This window comes from Dokdonella aquatica (assembly GCF_051987395.1).
Classification (GTDB): domain Bacteria; phylum Pseudomonadota; class Gammaproteobacteria; order Xanthomonadales; family Rhodanobacteraceae; genus Dokdonella.
The window spans coordinates 3,302,730-3,320,398 of the sequence record NZ_CP197094.1; the positions used below are offsets into that span (position 1 = coordinate 3,302,730).

Annotated in this window: 10 protein-coding genes; 1 reads left to right on the top strand and 9 read right to left on the bottom strand. The window is 71.3% G+C overall.

Annotated features, from left to right (window positions below; all coding sequences use genetic code 11):
• Positions 1-69 precede the first annotated feature (69 nt).
• From ACQQ2N_RS14800 to ACQQ2N_RS14835, 8 genes are all read right to left on the bottom strand, one after another.
• Entirely contained in the window at positions 70-1,290 is a 1,221-nt protein-coding gene (locus ACQQ2N_RS14800) for a membrane dipeptidase (RefSeq protein ID WP_440222347.1), read from the bottom strand.
• A 500-nt stretch (positions 1,291-1,790) separates the two neighbouring features.
• Entirely contained in the window at positions 1,791-3,629 is a 1,839-nt protein-coding gene (gene ilvD, locus ACQQ2N_RS14805) for a dihydroxy-acid dehydratase (RefSeq protein ID WP_440222348.1), read from the bottom strand.
• 35 nt (positions 3,630-3,664) lie between these two features.
• Positions 3,665-5,074, bottom strand: a complete 1,410-nt coding sequence (locus ACQQ2N_RS14810; protein ID WP_440222349.1) for an FAD-dependent oxidoreductase — start codon at positions 5,072-5,074, stop codon at positions 3,665-3,667.
• A complete protein-coding gene (gene gltB / locus ACQQ2N_RS14815) occupies positions 5,071-9,534 on the bottom strand; it encodes a glutamate synthase large subunit (protein WP_440222350.1) in 4,464 nt (1,487 codons plus the stop codon). Before gltB ends, ACQQ2N_RS14810 begins: the two co-directional genes overlap by 4 nt.
• A 377-nt stretch (positions 9,535-9,911) precedes the next feature.
• A complete protein-coding gene (locus ACQQ2N_RS14820; RefSeq protein ID WP_440222351.1) occupies positions 9,912-12,578 on the bottom strand; it encodes a DUF349 domain-containing protein in 2,667 nt (888 codons plus the stop codon).
• Between the two features lie 25 nt (positions 12,579-12,603).
• The gene (locus ACQQ2N_RS14825) at positions 12,604-13,869 is read right to left on the bottom strand and encodes a TraB/GumN family protein (RefSeq protein WP_440222352.1); all 1,266 of its coding nucleotides are present in this window, start codon (positions 13,867-13,869) and stop codon (positions 12,604-12,606) included.
• Positions 13,866-14,753, bottom strand: coding sequence for a carbon-nitrogen hydrolase (locus ACQQ2N_RS14830; RefSeq protein WP_440222353.1), 888 nt, complete (start codon positions 14,751-14,753; stop codon positions 13,866-13,868). Before ACQQ2N_RS14830 ends, ACQQ2N_RS14825 begins: the two co-directional genes overlap by 4 nt.
• 86 nt (positions 14,754-14,839) lie before the next feature.
• On the bottom strand, positions 14,840-15,928 hold the full coding sequence (locus tag ACQQ2N_RS14835; RefSeq protein WP_440222354.1) for an aromatic ring-hydroxylating oxygenase subunit alpha: 1,089 nt from the start codon (positions 15,926-15,928) through the stop codon (positions 14,840-14,842).
• Between the two features lie 124 nt (positions 15,929-16,052).
• Here ACQQ2N_RS14835 and trxC point away from each other — a divergent pair, with 124 nt between their 5' ends.
• Entirely contained in the window at positions 16,053-16,505 is a 453-nt protein-coding gene (gene trxC / locus ACQQ2N_RS14840; protein WP_440225771.1) for a thioredoxin TrxC, read from the top strand.
• A gap of 212 nt (positions 16,506-16,717) precedes the next feature.
• On the opposite strand, the gene ACQQ2N_RS14845 is transcribed toward trxC, so the two are convergent.
• Complete coding sequence (locus tag ACQQ2N_RS14845) at positions 16,718-17,602, bottom strand: PhzF family phenazine biosynthesis protein (RefSeq protein WP_440222355.1); 885 nt, start codon at positions 17,600-17,602, stop codon at positions 16,718-16,720.
• Positions 17,603-17,669 lie beyond the last annotated feature (67 nt).

Here is a 17,669-nt window from a genome sequence, read left to right on the forward strand (position 1 = left end):
CGCAAGGCCGGGTCATCGCTGCAGGAAAAAAATGAACCTGACCCCATGCTTCGCGTGTACCGTCGCTGTTCAGCGCTTCGCCGCGGCCGCCTCGGCCGCACGCATGACGCGCAGCAGGTTGCCGCCCCAGATCGCCTCGACCTGGGCGTCGGTGTAGCCCGCACGCAGCAGGCGGTCGGTGATGCGCTGCAGGTTCGAGACGTCGTCGAGGCCGGTCACGCCGCCGCCGCCGTCCCAGTCGGCGCCGAGGCCGACGTGGTCGGGGCCGGCGACCTCGAGCACGTGCAGCAGGTGCTTCATGTAGTCCTCGAACGTGGCCTTCGGCACCGGGTACTTCGCATCGATCTCGCGGCGCTGGCGCGCGAGGTCGCGCCGCTGCTCGGGCGTGGCGTCGCTGCCGAACGCCTTGTAGAACGCCGACAGCGCCGCCTTGCGCTCGGGGATGTCGGGCGTCTCGATGAGGTAGGCGCTCAGCGAGTTGACCTGGATCACGCCGCCCTTGGCGGCGAGCTTGCGGATGCGCGCGTCGTCGATGTTGCGCGGGTGCTCGTGCACGGCATCCGGGCCGCTGTGCGAGAGCACGATCGGCGTCGTCGAGAGCTCGAGCAACTGGTCGAACACGGCGTCGCTCGCATGCGACTGGTCGATGACCATGCCGAGCCGGTTGGCCTCGGCGACGAGCGCGCGCCCCGCCGGGCTCAGGCCGTTCCACTCGGGGCCTTTCGCGTCGGTCGACGAATCGGCGAACGCGTTGTTCGAGGTGTGCACGAGGCCGAGCATGCGTGCGCCGAGCGCGTAGTACGTCGACAGCAGGCTCGGATCCTGCGCGAGCGGCGACGCGTTCTCGATGCTGATGAACACGATGCGCTTGCCGGCCTTCTTGATGCGTGCGGCATCGTCGGCGCGCAGCGCGAGTTCGAACTGTGCCGGGTTCGCGGCGACCATCTCGCGTATCGACACGAGTCTCCGCAGTCCCGCATCGCGCGCCTTGAGGTCGCCGGCCGGCGTGCGTTCGCCCTGGCCCGTGTAGACGACCCAGAAGCCGCCGTCGAGGCCGCCTTCGACCATGCGCGGGTAGTCGACCTGCGAGAAGTCGGTGTCGTGGCGGTGGCGATCGAGGATGTTCCAGCCCGGACGCTCGAAGAACGCGGGCGTGTCGAGGTGGCTGTCGAGCACGAGCACGCGCTTGTGCAACGCGATCGCGCGCGCCGACGGTGCGTCGTCGGCGTATGCGTGAGGCGCGGTGGCGAGGCAGAGCGGAAGCAGGGCGGTCGCGAGGAATCGGCGCATGCGTCTGGACGTCGGCGGGGAGTGGACCTCGATCAGAGCACAGCGGGGCAGGCCCGCAAAGGGCGCGTCGGGCATGAGGGCATCACGGGCGTGACCGAAGCTTGCGCTGCGAGGCAGTGCATTGATCGCGCGCGGTCCTGACCACATGGCGGATGCAGAGATGCTTGATTTCTGTCCCGGGACCATCCTTCCATCGCGTCGCGCCGTCAGCGGCACTGTCGTAGGGTGTTTCCCGGCACTCGGCGTCGCTCCTTTGCACAGGCTCGACGCATCTTCCCTCAGTGGCCTGTGCTCAGCTCCTCGCTCTCCGGGAGAGGGGCGGGATCGTATGACGACCGATCATCGACACGGTCCCGGACCCTCATCCGGCCCTTAGGGCCACCTTCTCCCGGAGGGAGAAGGGAAGAGATGCAACCATGTGCGGCTACCGCGGAAACGAGTCTGCACACCGACATGCATCACCGGGACCGTCGTGCTCGACGGCGGGAGCGCCGGACGCCTCACCCGTCGAGCAGCGCCTTGTCGCGCACGGCGCCCTTGTCGGCACTCGTCGCGAGCAGCGCGTAGGCCTTGAGCGCGGTGCTGACCTTGCGCGGTCGCGGTTGCGCGGGCTTCCAGCCCGTGGCGTCCTGCTCGGCGCGGCGCGCGGCCAGCTCGTCGTCGGAGACGAGCAGGTCGATCGCGCGGCGCGGGATGTCGATGAGGATGCGGTCGCCGTCGCGCACGAGGCCGATCGCGCCGCCCGCGGCCGCCTCGGGCGAGGCATGGCCGATCGACAGGCCCGAAGTGCCTCCCGAGAAGCGGCCGTCGGTGAGCAGCGCGCACTTCTTGCCGAGGCCTTTCGACTTCAGGTACGAGGTCGGGTAGAGCATCTCCTGCATGCCGGGTCCGCCCTTCGGGCCTTCGTAGCGGATCACGACGACGTCGCCGGCCTTGACCTCGTCGGCGAGGATGCCCTTGACCGCGGCGTCCTGGCTCTCGAACACCTTCGCGGTGCCTTCGAAGACGTGGATCGATTCGTCGACGCCGGCGGTCTTCACGACGCAGCCGTCGCGCGCGATGTTGCCGTAGAGCACGGCGAGGCCGCCTTCCTGCGAGAACGCGTGGCCGACGTCGCGGATGCAGCCCTCGGCGCGATCGGTGTCGAGGCTCGGCCAGCGCGTCGCCTGCGAGAACGCGACCTGGGTCGGGATACCGGCCGGGCCTGCCTTGTAGAACGTGTGCACGGTCTCGTCCTGCGTGACGCCGACGTCCCAGGCCGCGATCGCGGCGTCGAGCGTCCTCGCGTGCACGGTCGGCACGCCCGTGTGCAGCAGGCCGCCGCGCGCGAGCTCGCCGAGGATCGCCATGATGCCGCCGGCGCGGTGCACGTCCTCGATGTGGTACTTCTGCGTGTTCGGCGCGACCTTGCACAGCTGCGGCACGCGCCGCGACAGGCGGTCGATGTCGCGCAGCGTGAACGGCACCTCGCCCTCCTGCGCCGCGGCGAGCAGGTGCAGGATCGTGTTGGTCGAGCCGCCCATCGCGATGTCGAGCGTCATCGCGTTCTCGAACGCCTGGAACGTCGCGATGCCGCGCGGGAGCGCGGTCGGATCCTCGCCGCCGTACCAGCGGTGGCAGAGTTCGACGGCGAGCACGCCGGCACGCTTGAACAGCGTCTCGCGATCCGCATGCGTGGCCAGCACGGTGCCGTTGCCGGGCAGCGACAGGCCAAGAGCCTCGGTGAGGCAGTTCATCGAGTTGGCCGTGAACATGCCGCTGCACGAGCCGCAGGTCGGGCAGGCGCTGCGCTCGACCGCGGCGACCTGTTCGTCGCTCGCGTTGGGATCGGCGGCCATGACCATTGCGTCGATGAGGTCGAGCTTGTGGTCGGCGAGGCGCGTCTTGCCGGCTTCCATCGGTCCGCCCGAGACGAACACGGTGGGGATGTTGAGGCGCAGCGCGGCCATGAGCATGCCGGGCGTGATCTTGTCGCAGTTGGAGATGCACACGAGCGCGTCGGCGCAGTGCGCGTTGACCATGTACTCGACGCTGTCGGCGATGATCTCGCGCGAGGGCAGCGAGTACAGCATGCCGTCGTGGCCCATCGCGATGCCGTCGTCGACGGCGATCGTGTCGAACTCCTTGGCGACGCCGCCGACGCGCTCGATCTCGCGCGCGACGAGCTGGCCGAGGTCCTTGAGGTGCACGTGACCCGGCACGAACTGCGTGAACGAATTCGCGATCGCGATGATCGGCTTGTGGAAGTCGTCGTCCTTCATGCCGGTGGCGCGCCACAGCGCGCGCGCGCCGGCCATGTTGCGGCCGTGCGTGGAGGTCCTGGAACGGTAGTCGGGCATGGTGGTGCGTGTCCTGGTTCGGTCGCGCGGCGTGGTCAGCTGACCACGCCGAGCATGCGCAGGATCGAGCGCGCGGCCTCGCGGCCGTCGAGCACGGCGCGCACGACGAGGTCGGCGCCGCGCACGTTGTCGCCGCCCGCGAACACCTTCGCGTGGGCGGTCTGATAGGGCAGGCGCGGTGCGCCGCCGACGCGCAGCTTGCCGGCGGTGTCGAGCTCGATGCCGACCGGCGCGCACCAGTCGGGCGGGCTCGGCAGGAAGCCGAACGAGAGGATCACGATGTCGGCCGGGATGACCTGCTCGCTGCCCTCGACGACTTCGGCGCGCGCACGGCCCTTGCCGTCGTCGACGAGGCGCGTCTCGGCGATCGCGACGCCGTCGACGATCCCGTCGCCGGTGATCGCGACCGGCTGTGCCTGGAAGCGGAAGATCACGCCTTCGTCCCTCGCGTTCTTCACTTCCTTGCGCGAGCCGGGCATGTTGGCCTCGTCGCGGCGGTAGACGCAGGTCACGCGCGCGGCACCGAGGCGCACCGAGGTGCGCACGCAATCCATCGCGGTGTCGCCGCCGCCGAGCACGACCACGCGCTTGCCGGCGACGTCGGGCAGCACGTCGCCTTCGCCCGCGGTGCCGAGCAGCTGGCGCGCGTTGGCGATCAGGAACGGCAGCGCCGCGTGCACGCCGGGCGTGTCCTGGCCGGGAATGCGGCCGTCGACGAAACGGTAGGCGCCGGTGCCGAGGAACACGGCATCGTAGTCGGCGAGCAGCGCATCGAAGGCGACGTCGCGGCCGATCTCGACACCGAGGCGGAAACGCACGCCGAGCTCCTCGAGCACGGCGCGACGCGTCCTGACGACTTCTTTCTCGAGCTTGAACGCCGGGATGCCGAACGTGAGCAGGCCGCCGATCTCCTCGTAGCGGTCGAACACGTCGACGCCGACGCCGGCGCGCACGAGGCGGTCGGCCGCGGAAAGGCCCGCGGGGCCCGCGCCGACGATCGCGACGCGCTTGTCGGTCATCGCGGGCGCGGCCGACGGACGCCAGCCTGCCGCGATCGCGGCATCGGTGACCGAGCGCTCGATCGCGCCGATCGTCACCGCGCCGAAGCCTTCCTCGAGCGTGCAGTCACCCTCGCAGAGGCGGTCCTGCGGGCAGACGCGGCCGCAGATCTCGGGCAGCGGGTTGGTCTCGTGCATGAGCGTCGCCGCATCCTCGATGCGGCCGTCCTTGACGAGCTTGAGCCACTGCGGGATGCGGTTGCCGAGCGGGCAGGCCCACGAGCAGTACGGATTGCCGCAGTCGATGCAGCGCGAGGCCTGGTCGCCGGCATCGCCGTTGGTGAAATCCTCCTGGATCTCGCCGAAGCCGACGATGCGGATCGGCACGGGCACCTCGCGCGGCGTGCTGCGGGCGAACTTGAGGAACGGGAAGGGCTTCTCGCTCATGCCGCCGCCCGCAGTTCGTCGGCCAGCGCGGCCAGGCTCGCGGCCTTCGGCTTGACCAGCCAGACCTTGTGCAGCACCTCGCGGAAATCCTCGAGGAGGCGGCGCGCCCACGCACTGCCCGTGAGGTCGATGTGCGACTGCATGAGTGCGCGAAGGTGCTGCAGGTGATTCTCCATGCCCTCGAGCGAGATGCGGTTGATGTCGACAAGCTCGTGGTTGTAGCGGTCGACGAAGTCGCGTTCGAGGTCGAGCACGTAGGCGAAACCGCCCGTCATGCCGGCGCCGAAGTTGAGCCCGGTGCGGCCGAGCACGGCGATGGTGCCGCCGGTCATGTACTCGCAGCCGTGGTCGCCGACGCCCTCGACGACGGCGAGCGCGCCCGAGTTGCGCACGGCGAAGCGCTCGCCCGCGCGGCCCGCGGCGTAGAGCTCGCCGCCGGTCGCGCCGTACAGGCAGGTGTTGCCGATGATGCTCGACTCCTGTGTCGCGAACGTAGTGCCTTCGGCCGGGCGCACGACGATGCGGCCGCCGGCCATGCCCTTGCCGACGCCGTCGTTGGCGTCGCCCGTGAGCACGAGGTGCACGCCGCCGGCGTTCCACGCGCCGAGGCTCTGGCCGGCCGAGCCGGTGAGCTCGAGCGTGATCGGATGCTCGGCCATGCCATGGTCGCCCCACAGGCGTGCGACGTCGCCGGACAGGCGCGCGCCGATCGCGCGGTCGACGTTGCCGACGTCGTAGCGGAACGTGCCGCCCGATTTCGTCGCAACCGCGGGATGCGTATCGCGCGAGGTCGCCAGCGCGACTTCGGTCGAGCCCGGTGCGAGCGGACCGGCCGCGCAGACGCCGCGCACGGCGTCGGCCATCTCGGCGCGCGACAGCAGCGGGGAGAGATCGAGCTTGGCCTGCTTGGCGGTGATGCCGGGCAGGATGCGCAGCAGTTCGGTGCGGCCGACGATCTCGTGCATCGAGCGTGCGCCGAGGCTGGCGAGGATCGCGCGCACGTCGTCGGCGATGAACTGGAAGAAGTGCTGCACCATCTCGGGCGCACCGAGGAAATGCTTGCGGCGCAGGATCTCGTTCTGCGTCGCCACGCCGGTCGCGCACGAATTGAGGTGGCAGATGCGCAGGTACTTGCAGCCGAGCGCGACCATCGGGCCGGTGCCGAAGCCGAACGAGTCGGCGCCGAGGATCGCCGCCTTGACCACGTCGAGGCCGGTCTTGAGGCCGCCGTCGGTCTGCACGATGACGCGGTCGCGCAAGCCGTTCATGACCAGCGTCTGGTGCGTCTCGGCGAGGCCGAGTTCCCACGGCGTGCCCGCGTAGCGGATCGAGGTGATCGGGCTCGCGCCGGTGCCGCCGTCGTGACCCGACACGGTGACGAGGTCGGCGCCGGCCTTGACCACGCCCGCGGCGATCGTGCCGACGCCGGCGTGCGAGACGAGCTTGACCGAGACCAGCGCCTGCGGATTGACCTCGCGCAGGTCGTGGATGAGTTCGGTGAGGTCCTCGATCGAGTAGATGTCGTGATGCGGCGGCGGCGAGATGAGGCCGATGCCGGGCTTGGCGTAGCGCAGGCGCGCGATGAGGCCGTTGACCTTGTCGCCGGGCAGCTGGCCGCCTTCGCCGGGCTTGGCTCCCTGCGCGACCTTGATCTGCAGCACCTCGGCGTTGACGAGGTAGGCCGGCGTGACGCCGAAGCGACCCGAGGCGACCTGCTTGATCTTGGACATGCGCTCGGTGCCGTAGCGCGACGGATCCTCGCCGCCTTCGCCCGAGTTCGAGCGTGCGCCGAGGCGGTTCATCGCGGTCGCGAGTGCCTCGTGCGCCTCGGGCGACAGCGCGCCGAGCGACATGCCGGCCGAGTCGAAGCGCTTGAGGATGCCGTCGGCGGCCTCGACCTCGTCGACCGGGATCGCCTCGACGTCGTCGCGCAGCGCGAGCAGGTCGCGCAGTGCCGACGGCGGGCGCGTGTTCACGGCCTCGGCGTACTGGCGGTAGCGCGAGGCATCGCCGGAGCGCACGGCCGCCTGCAGGTGGCCGACCACGCCCGGGTTGTACATGTGGTACTCGCCGTCGGGCACGGCCTTGAGCAGGCCGCCGGCCGGCAGTGTGTAGTTCGGGTTGCGCGACGCGGCGAGCTGCTCGCGGTACTCGTTCTCGATGTCGACGAAGCCGGCGCCGCCGATGCGCGACGGCGTGCCCGGGAAGCACATGTCGACGATCTCGCGGTCCAGGCCGATGATCTCGAACAGCTGCGCGCCGCGGTAGCCGGCGATCGTCGAGATGCCCATCTTCGACAGGATCTTGAGCAGGCCCTTGCGGATGCCGTGGCGGTAGGTGCGGCCGATCTCGTGCACGGGCTCGTTCTGGCGGCCCTTGATCTCGCCGCGGCGGTTCATGTCGAACAGCGTCTGGTACGACAGGAACGGATACACCGCGGTCGCGCCGAAGCCGATCAGGCAGGCGAAGTGGTGCGGGTCGCGTGCGGTGCCGGTCTCGACGAGCAGGTTGCAGTCGCAGCGAAGCTGCACGCGGGTGAGGTGCGCGTGCACGGCGCCGGTCGCGAGCAGCGCGTGGATCTGGGTCAGGCCCGGCACCGGGTAGCGGTCCGACAGCAGCACCACGGCCGCGCCGTTGCGCACGGCCTCTTCGGCCTGGCGGCAGACGTCCTCGAGCGCGGCCCTGAGGCCGGTCGGCTCGTCGTAGTAGAGGTCGATCTTGACGTGGTTGTCGACGATGTGCGGCAGCGCGAGGATCTGGCGCAGCTTGCGCTGCGACAGCACCGGCGCGCTCAGCAGCACCTGGCGCGCGTTCGCGGCCGACTCGTCGAACAGGTTGCCCTCCAGGCCGATCTGGGTCACGAGCGACATCACGAGGCGCTCGCGCAGCGGATCGATCGGCGGGTTGGTGACCTGCGCGAAAGCCTGGCGGAAGTAGTCGTAGAGCGAGCGCGACTGCTGCGACAGCACGGCCATCGGCGTGTCGTCGCCCATCGAGCCGGTCGCCTCGGCGCCGGTCTCGGCCAGCGTCTTGAGCACGACGTCGCGCTCCTCGCGGGTCAGCGCGAACTGCTTCTGGAAGCGCGCGAGCATGTCGGGCGGGAACGGCTCGGCCGCGAGCGCGGGATCGATCAGGTGCGACTCGAGGAAGATCACGCCGTCGCGCAGCCACTGGCGGTACGGCGCGCGCGCGGCATTGATGCGGTCGATCGCCGGCGAATCGAGCAGGCGGTGGTTCTGCAGGTCGACCGCGATCATCTGGCCCGGCCCGAGGCGGCCCTTGGCGACGATGCGCTGCTCGGGCACGTCCCACAGGCCCGTTTCCGAGGCGACGATGAGGTGGCCGTCGTCGCTGCGCGACCAGCGCGCCGGACGCAGGCCGTTGCGGTCGAGCGCGCAGACCGCGTGGCGCGCGTCGCACATGACGAGGCCGGCCGGGCCGTCCCACGGCTCGGTGTGCAGCGCGTGGTACTGGTAGAACGCCTCGAGGTCCTGGTCGATGCTGTCGTCGGCGCTCCACGCCGGCGGCACGAGGATGCGCATCGCGGCGAGCAGGTCGATGCCGCCCGCGACGAGCACCTCGAGCATGTTGTCGAGGCTCTGCGAATCCGAGCCGCGCGTCGACACGAGCTCGCCGAGGTCCGACAGCTCCACGTTCGGCGAGCGCAGCTTGCCCTGGCGTGCCGTGGCCCAGTTGCGGTTGGCCTTGATCGTGTTGATCTCGCCGTTGTGCGCGAGCAGGCGGAACGGCTGGGCGAGACGCCAGTTCGGCAGCGTGTTGGTCGAGAAGCGCTGGTGGAACGTCGCCGCGTCGCTGGCGAGGTCGGTGCGCTGCAGGTCGGGGAACACGTCGCGCAGGCGTCCCGGCGCGGCCATCGCCTTGAAGCCGATCGTCGCCTGCGACAGCGTGACGACGTAGAACGCGGTGTCGGCGGCGAGCACGAGCTCGGCGCGGCGGCGTGCACGGAACAGCGCGCGCTCGAAGGTCTCGTCGTCGAGCGTGTCGGGCGCGTCGACGAACACCTGGCGGATGCGCGGGCGGCTCGCGATGCCGAGCGGTCCGCAGGGCTCGTCGGCGACCGGCACGTCGCGCCAGCCGGCCACCGCGAGGCCTTCGGCGCGCAGCGTCGCGGCGAGCGCGTCCTGTGCGCGCTCGCGCGTGGCGTCGTCGTGGTCGAGGAACACGATGCCCGAGGCGAAGCGCGTGGCGAGCGTGATCGAGGCTTCGGCGGCGAGCGCGCGCAGCCATGCATCGGGGCGATGCAGCAGGATGCCGCAACCGTCGCCGGTCACGCCGTCGCCGTTGACGCCACCGCGGTGCGACATGCGCGCGAGCGCGGAGAAGGCCTGGTCGACGAGCCACGCACTGGCGTGGCCTTCGATGCTCGCGATCAGTCCGAACCCGCAACTGTCATGGTCGAAGGACGGATCGTGGAGGCATGGCGTTGGGCTGTGCGACATCGAAAAAGCGTCCTGCGCAGGCATGCCGCGCGCGTCCATCCCGAGGGGCGCGCACGGCGCAAATTCGTTACAAGCGAATCCATATCGCGACGCGCACGATCGGCGATCGGCGCTCCTGCAATCAATCACACTTGCTGCGAAGCGTCAATTGGAATGGACGTCCGAACGGCAGGGCACGACGTCGCGGCCTCGGCGTGTCGCGGAGGTTCGAGGGCGTGCGTGATGCGGGAAATCAGCATGGATTCGTTGCAACTGAATCCATCGCCGACGATGCGGAGCAGGCGCGCGTCATCGTGAAGCCTTGGCGCCGCGTGTTGCGCGGCGCCAAGGCGTTTGGACGTCTGGACGGGTATCCGCCGCGAGGTCGCGGCGGACGATCAGAGCGTGTCGAGTACGCGCGACAGGGCGGCGCGCAGGCGTGCGTCGTCGGCCTCGGCGGAGGCCTCGGTCGCCGCGGGCGCATGCGTCGTCCAGCGCGCCAGCAGCGTGCCGAGCGTGTCGGACGTGCTGCCGGCCGTGTCGCCGCGCAGGCGCGCCGACAGGCGCGCGACCTGCAGGTCGAGGCGACGCTGGCGCAACTCGGCGGGTGAGTCGACGCCGGCGAGCTGCTCGAGCTCGATGAGGTCGTCGACGGCGGCATCGGCATCGACCGTCGACGTCCCGGAACCCGTGCCGGCCGCATCGACGCGCGCCTGCATCGAGGTGTTCGCGATCGCGAGCGCGGGCAGGGCCTCGCGCAGCGTCGCGGCTTCGCCGGCGTCGAGGCGACTGCGTTCGAGATCGCGCACGATCGTGTAATGGGCCAGCCAGGTGTCGAACGCGACGCGGCGCTTCGCACGATCGCGCCGCGCGTGGGCCTCGCGCAGCGCGTCATGGGCGCTGTCGTGGCGCCGTCGCAGCGCGCCGTCGCGCACGCCGAGTGCGCGCCACGTTTCCTCCAGACGCGCGATCGCGCCGCGGTCGGGTGCCGCGTCGGCGGCGGCGAGTGCTTCCAGTTCGGTGCAGATCGAGGCCGCGGCGTCGAGATCCTCGCGCTCACGTGCCTCGCGCGCGCTGCGCTCGCCATCGGCGCGCGCGAACACGGCGTCGATGGCGCCACGGAAGGCGCGCCATTGCGCTTCATCGCGCGCGCGGCGACCGTTGCCGGCGGCCTGCCAGCGCTTCTGCAGGTCACGCGCGCTCGCAATCGCGGTACGCACGTCGGCTTCGGTCGCGAGCGCCTCGGCCGCGGAGATCAGGCGCGCCTTGGCCGCTTCGACCTCGGCGTTGCGCGCATCGAGCGTAGCGTCGATCGTCGTCAGCGCGGCCTTGAGGCGTGTCGCGAGTGCCTTGCGTTCGCGCGGATCGACGCGGTCCAGCGTCGGCAGCGTTTCCACGAGTTCGCGGCGCAGCGCCATGAACGTGCGTGCGTCGGTGTCGTCGCCCGTCGCCTCGGCGCGCGCGAGCAGCGCGCCGATGCCTTCGGCATGCGCCTTGCGCAGCTCGTCGCGCTTGCCGAAGTAGGCGCGTGTCGGTTCGATCGCCTCGCGGCAGAGGCCGTGGAAGCGGCGCGACAGCGTGTCGCCGCCCGGACGCTTCGATTCCAGAGCGTCGAGCTGCTTCCACTCGGCCTGCGCCTCACGGACGCGCGTGGCGACCGCGTCGGGATGCAGGCCGGAGGCCGGCAATGCGGCGATCTCGTCGCAGAGCTGACGGCGACGGTGCGTGTCGCTCCAGCGCTGCCAGCCGGCGAGGCGGCCGTGATGTTCCTCGACCTCGGCGAGCCGGCGGCGCAGCGCGGCCGGCACGCTCGCGCCGAGCGTCGCCCGCAGGGTCGCGATCTCGGTCCAGCGTGCGTTGGCGACGGCGACATGGCCGGCCTCGAGCGCCGCAGCGACCTCCTCGAGGGCCGGCGCGAGCGTGGCCAGCGCAGTGTCGCGGCGCTCGTTCTCGCGCTGCTTCTCGATGCGGGCCTGGTCGAGCAGGGCATCCTGGCGGAGTTTCGCGATCGTCGCCTCGATGGCGGGCGGCGGGGCTTCGGCGGCGACGCGGGCTTCCTCGTCGAGCGCATCGAAGCGTGCGAGCACCTCGGCTTCGTCCACGGCGAGCTTTTCGCGCACGCCCGGGTCGGTCATCGCGGCGGCGCGTTCGGCGAGGTCGCGGTAGGTGGCGCGCAGCGATTCGACGCGTTGTGCGGCGTCGCTCGCCGCGAGCGCGTGCCGGAACGCCGGCAGCTCGTGGGCGAAGCGTTCGCGCTCGGCGGTTTCGTGGCGGCGTGCGGCGACGAGCGCCGGATCGCGCATGTCGGTGTAGAGCGCGAGCGCGGCGTCGTGGCGGCGTACGAGTTCGGACGGTGCGTGTGCGGCGACGCGCGCCCAGCCGTCGGCGATCGCGGCAGCTTCGGCGTCGTCTGCGCCGCTGCGCACGAGACGCTCGAGGCGCTCGCAGAGGCCGCGCGCGAGGTCGTGGATCGTCGCGGCGTCGCCGCGCGCGATGCGCAACTCGGTCACGCGCTCGTCGGCGCGGCGGCTGATCTTCTTGTCCGAGCGGCGCGTGCGCTCGGCGATGCGCACGAGCTGGGTCTCGTCGTCGATGCGCGCGAACGCGGCGTCGCGTACGCCGGCGTCGTTGTCGGAGGTCGCACGCTCGACGAGCAGCGCGGTACGCGTCGTGCGCTCGAGCGCAGCGAGACGCAGCGCGGGTTCGGCCGCGTGCACGGCGAGGTGCTCGATGAGGCGCGCGTCGTCCTGCGCGCGCAGCAGACGCAGGCGCTCGTCGAGCGGCGCCGACGCGGCGTGCCGGCCGGCGAGCAGGTCGAACCACAGTGCCTGCGCGGCCGTGCGCACGCCGGCGTCACGGTCGTCCTGCGCGAGCGCCTGGGCAAGGCGCGGATCCGCGCAGCGGCGCAGCGCGGCGAGGCGCACGCCGGCGTCGGTGTCCTCGCGCGCGAGCTTGGGCAACGCGGCGACGAGGTCGGCACCGGAGTCGCCGGCGACCGCGGCGCGACGGATCGCGTCGTCCTTGGACTGCCAGCGGGGCTTGGAGAAGAGGCGGGCGAAGCTCATGGGCGGGCAGTCCGGGCGTGGGCGGTCAGATGAGGCGCCTGAGGATGCGGAAGCCCGCCACCCAGGTACCGAACATCATGCCGAAGTTCGTGAACATGAAGACCAGCAGCGTGCGCGAGATGCGGTTCTTCCACCAGCCGGTCCAGACGGTGACGTCGTCGCGCAGGCTGTCGAAGTCGGCCACGCGCGGGCGATGGAGCCAGGCTTCGATGCCGGCGCTGACCGCGCCGGCCGGCACGCCCGGCCGGAACGGCTTGAGCGGCGCGACGACGAACGCACCGAACGCGGCAAGCGGATGGCCGCCGCCGGCGAGTGCGCCGATCGCGGCGCCGATGCCCGTGCACAGCACCCACACCCACAGCGCGTCGGTTCCGAACTCGGCGCCGCGGTAGAACAGTACGGCGATCGCGAGCGCGATCAGCGCGAACACACCGAAACCGATGATGCGGCCCCATGGCTTGCGCGGGGGCAGTTCGGCGAGGCGCTTCTGCAGCGGCGCGGGATCGTCCTGCTGGGCGGGCAGCGCTTTCTCGATGCCGGCGAGATGGCCGGCGCCGATCACCACGAGCACGCGCTTCGGGAGCGTCTCCGCGTTGGCGGCCTCCTCGCGCAGGCGCGCCGACATGAAGCGGTCGCGCTCGGCGATCATCGCCTCGAACAGCGGCGGCGATTCCTTCGCGAACTCGTTGAACATGCTGCCGAGCATGTCGCCTTCCTTGAGCTTCTCGATCTCGCTCTCCTGCACTTCCTCGCGCGAGAGCAGGTTGCCGGCGAGGCCGGCGACCACGGTCATGCGCTCGAAGAAGCCGACGCTGCGGATCGCGCGGCGCAGCGTCACGCTGACCTCGCGGTCGACCAGCCAAACGGGCAGGCCGCGCGCCTCGGCACCGTCGATCGCGGCCTTCATCTCGGCGCCCGGCTCGATGCCGAACTGCTCGGCGAGGCGGCGCTGGAAGGCCGACAGCGCGAGGCTGGTCGCGACGAGTCCGGCCTTGCCCTGGCGGATCACCTGGAACAGGTCGAGGTTGCGGAAGGCCTCGGGGTCGCGCATGGTCTTGAAGCGCGGCTCGCAGAGCTCGACCGCGACCGCGTCGAAGGTTTCACGCTCGAGTATCGCGCGCACGGCCTCGACGCTCGCGCGCGAGACGTGGGCGGTGCCGAGCAGCACGTATTCGGTGCCATCGCGCACGACGCGCGAGATCGGCTGCGCGGCGAGCAGGTCGTGGTCGGCGTCGGCGTTCGTGTCGGCGGCTTCGGGCGCCGCAGTATCCTGGGTCATCGGGGTGTTCAATCGCGGAAACGCTTGAGGAGGTCGGCGTAGGCGTCGATGCGGCGGTCGCGCAGGAATGGCCAGATGCGGCGCACGGATTCGCTGCGCGCCATGTCGATGTCGACGACGAGCAGTTCGCGACGATCGGTCGACGCCTGGGCGAGGAACTCGCCCTGCGGTCCGGCGACGAAGCTCGAACCCCAGAACGCGATGCCGCGGCCGCCGTCGGGCGCTTCCTCGAAACCGATGCGGTTGCAGGCGAGCAGCGGCAGGCCGTTGGCGACCGCGTGGCCGCGCTGCACGGTGATCCAGGCGTCGCGCTGGCGGTCCTTCTCGCCTTGCTCGTCCTGCGGATCCCAGCCGATCGCGGTCGGGTAGAGCAGCAGGTCGGCACCGGCCAGCGCCATGAGGCGCGCGCCTTCGGGGTACCACTGGTCCCAGCACACGAGCAGGCCGAGCTTGCCGACCGAGGTTTCGATCGGATCGAAGCCGAGGTCGCCCGGCGTGAAGTAGAACTTCTCGTAGAACGCCGGATCGTCGGGGATGTGCATCTTGCGGTACTTGCCCGCGATCGCGCGCGAGCGGTCGAACACGACCGCGGTGTTGTGGTAGAGCCCGGCCGCGCGGCGCTCGAACAGCGAGGCCACGACGACGAGGCCGAGCTCCTCGGCGAGCGCACCGATGCGTTCGGTCGAGGGTCCCGGGATCGGCTCGGCGCGGTCGAACTCGTCGACGCTCTCGTGCTGGCAGAAGTACGGGCCGTTGTGCAGTTCCTGCAGCAGCACGAGCCTGGCGCCGGCGGCGGCCGCCTCGCGCAGGCCGGCCTCGATCGCGTCGAGGTTGGCGTCGCGGCTGCCGCGGTCGGATTCCTGCAGCAGCGCGACCTTGAGGGTCTTCGGGGTCATTCGGCGTCCGGTGGTCGGGAGGCAATCGGCGAGTGTAGCGTGATCCCCGCGCATGGGGTCGCCGCGGCCTTGGCTCAAGAGCCCGTTCAGGCGACGCCGGCGTCGCGCCAGGCCTCGCGCAGGCGTTCGTGGAAGTGATGCACGCCGTTCTCGCGCAGCGGGCTCAGGCGCCCGGCCACGTACGAGCCCGAGGCGAGGCCGGCCTGCACGGCCTCGCAGATCGTGATGTCCTCCTGCTGCACCTCGTCGCTGAAGGCGGCGTCGCGCGCTCGGCGCTCGCGCTCGGCCGCATCGGGCGTCGCGGACGGGTAGAAGTAGTCGAAATCGACGCGGCAGTGGCCGGCATCGAGCGGCACGACGCGGTTGGTCTGCAGGCGGTCGGGCAGGATGTTGAGCATCGTGTTCGGGTAGACGAAGGCGTAGATCGCCTCGCCGGCGCCGTAGAGGTCGTCGTCGCCGTCGAGCGGACTCGTCTGCAGCGAGTGCCAGGTGCCCGTCACGGTCTCGTAGCGGCGGTAGTCGAGCAGGCGGTTGAGGCTCGGGTGCACATGCGGCAGGTGGTAGCCCTCGAGGTAGTTGTCGACGTAGGTCTTCCAGTTCGCGGCCACCGTGTAGCTGACGCGGCGCGCGAACGCCCAGGTCTCGATCGGCGTCGCGCCGAGGCGTGCGTCGACGTCGCCGAGCAGGTCGGCCAGCGGCGGCACGTGTGCATCGACGGCGACGAACACGAGGCCGCGCCAGGTCGCGACGCCGACCTCGGGGAGGCGCACGTCGGCGGGATCGAAGCCTTCCGCGCCGCCCATCTCGTGGGCGCTGCGCAGCGTGCCGTCGAGCGCGTAGGTCCATCCGTGGTAGCGGCAGCGCAGCGCGCGCGCGCCGCGGCCGTCACAGGTCGCGAGCGGTCCGGCGCGGTGGCGGCAGACGTTGTGGAATGCGCGTAGCGTACCGTCGGCACCGCGCACGACGAGCAGCGGCAGGCCGCCGACCTCGGCCACGACGTGGTCACCCGCGCCTGCGAGCTGGCCCGCGTGCGCGACGAGCTGCCAGCTGCGCGCGAACACGACGCGGGCCTCGTCCGCGAACGCCTCGGGCGAGGTGTAGAACGGCGCGGGCAGGGCGCTCGCGCGCTCGAGTGCCTGCGGGGCGAGCCATGCGGCGGCGGGCTGGAAAGGCATCGTGCTGGCCGTGCGGAAGCGGAGCGCGAGTATCGCGCAGCCGCGATGCGCCGACACGGGCGCCTTGCAAGCACGGCGTGCGCCGCCATGTCGCGGAGTCCTGCAACCGACGATGCCTGCCGCCATGGCCGACGACGCGATCCTCGTTCCCTGCGCCCATTGCGAGGCGATGAACCGCCTGCCGCCGACGCGCCTCGCCGATGCGCCGGCATGCGGGCGTTGCGGCAAGCCCGTGTTCGCGGGCGCACCGCTCGTGCTCACGGTGGCGACCTTCGATCGCCATGCGTTGCGCAGCGGCCTGCCGTTGCTCGTCGACTTCTGGGCGCCGTGGTGCGGGCCGTGCCGCACGATGGCGCCCGCGTTCGAGCAGGCTGCGCGCGTGCTCGAACCGTCCGTGCGGCTCGGCAAGCTCGATACCGAAGCCGAACCCTCGCTCGGCACGCGTTACGCGATCCGCAGCATCCCGACGCTCGTGCTGTTCGCGCAGGGTCGCGAGATCGCGCGCCATTCCGGCGCGATCGGCGCCTCGCAGATCGTCGACTGGACGCGCGCGCAGCTCGCGGGGTTTCGCGGGTAGCGAGGTGTCATGAGGTCTGCGGCGGTTCCGCCCTGCGCGCCGCTTGCCGGGGTGCGCGTGGAGCTCGTCATCCTTCCGCCCCCTCTCCCCTCTACCGCGAGGGGAGAGGACTTCGCGCTCTCCCGCCGCCATTTCCCGTGACGGGAAATGGCGCTGCATGCGAAAGCGGCGGAGCGCGCATTCCGCCGCAATGTCCGGATGTCGAGCGTCGATCAGCCCTCGAGCGGCCAGCGCACGTGGCCGTCGACGACGGTCTGGGTCTGGCCGCCGACCCATACGGCGCCATCGGTGTCGATGCGCACGAGGATCTCGGCATCGCGGCCGATCTCGCGCCCCTGGCTGACGCGGTAACCGCGCGCGAGCGGACCTTCGGGTTCGGCCGAGGCGATCCACGCCGCGACGAGGCCGTTGGCGGCGCCCGAGGCGGGATCCTCGACGATGCCGACGCCGGCAGGAAACGCGCGCACGACGAGGTCGTGGCCCGGCTCGCTGCTGCGTGCGAACGCGCACAGGCCGAGGCTGTCGGTGGCCCTGGCGAGCGCGGCGATGCGCGCATGTTCGGGTTTCCAGGCGCGCAGCGCGGCCACGTCGGCGAACTCGGCGACCCACCAGCGGCGGCCGCCTTCGACGAACGCGGGTGGCAGCGGTCCCGTCGCGACGCCGGCGAGCACCTCGCCGAGCAGCGGATGCGCGTCGAGGCCGGTCTGCAGCACGCGGGCACGCGGCGCCTGCACGAACAGGTCGCGCCGCCCTTCGCGTGGTTCGACGCGCACCGGCAGCAGGCCGGCCTGGCATTCCTGCACGAGCACGCCGTCACGCGGCGTCACGAGCCCAGCCTCGAGCGCGGCGTGCGCGGAACCGATCGACGGATGGCCGGCGAACGCGATCTCGCGCGACGGCGTGAAGATGCGCACGCGGTAGCTGGCCTGGTCCGTGGTCGGCGTGAGCAGGAACGTGGTCTCGACGAGGTCGGTCCACGCGGCGAAGCGCTGCATCGCCTGCGTGCTCCACGCGTCCGCGCCGGCGACGACGCCGAGCGGATTGCCGCCGCCGGCACGCGGCGTGAACACGTCGAGCTGGAAAAAGCGGAAGGTCATCGGCGGCGCGCGGCAGGTGCGGGAGGCGCATGGTAGGGCGAGGCGCGGCCGACGTGTGTGTGCGTTT